This window comes from Pseudomonas sp. 18058, assembly GCF_902706155.1.
Taxonomy (GTDB): domain Bacteria; phylum Pseudomonadota; class Gammaproteobacteria; order Pseudomonadales; family Pseudomonadaceae; genus Aquipseudomonas; species Aquipseudomonas rustica.
The window spans coordinates 1-440 of record NZ_CACSJY010000138.1; the positions used below are offsets into that span (position 1 = coordinate 1).

A 440-nucleotide genomic window follows, 5' to 3' on the forward strand; every position below is an offset into this window, starting at 1 on the left:
GCTATTGGTGTTCGTGGACGTGATGAAGGAGCTGCCCGCCACCATGGTGCTGCGGCCGTTCAACAGCGACACCCTGGCCGTCGTCGCCTACCAGCTCGCGCGCGACGAGCGGCTGGGCGAGGCGGCCTTGCCGTCGCTCGCGCTCGTGGCCGTGGGGCTGGTGCCCGTCATCCTGCTGAGCCGCACGCTGCGCGCCTCGGGTTCGCGCTGAGCCGCTTCCGGATCGGGAAAGGCCCGCCTCCACGAGGCGCCCGGCCCTCGGCCCGTCCGTATCAATCGCGCGTGACGCGCAGCACTTCCTCGGGGCTCGTGATCCCTGCCCGCACCAGCCGCTCGCCGTCCTCGCGCATGAGCGTCATGCCGCCGGCGATCGCGGTCGCCCGCAATTCCGCCTCGGCGGCCTGGCCGTGGATCTGCGCACGCAGCGTGTCGTCCACCAC

General features: G+C 72.3%; 2 pseudogenes. One reads left to right on the forward strand and one right to left on the reverse strand.

The features are described 5' to 3' along the window. Positions 1 to 211: pseudogene (locus GVL50_RS28515) on the forward strand (iron ABC transporter permease); the annotation flags it as partial. A gap of 61 nt (positions 212 to 272) precedes the next feature. On the opposite strand, the pseudogene GVL50_RS29250 reads toward GVL50_RS28515, so the two are convergent. Then, a pseudogene (locus GVL50_RS29250) lies at positions 273 to 440 on the reverse strand (type II secretion system protein GspE); the annotation flags it as partial.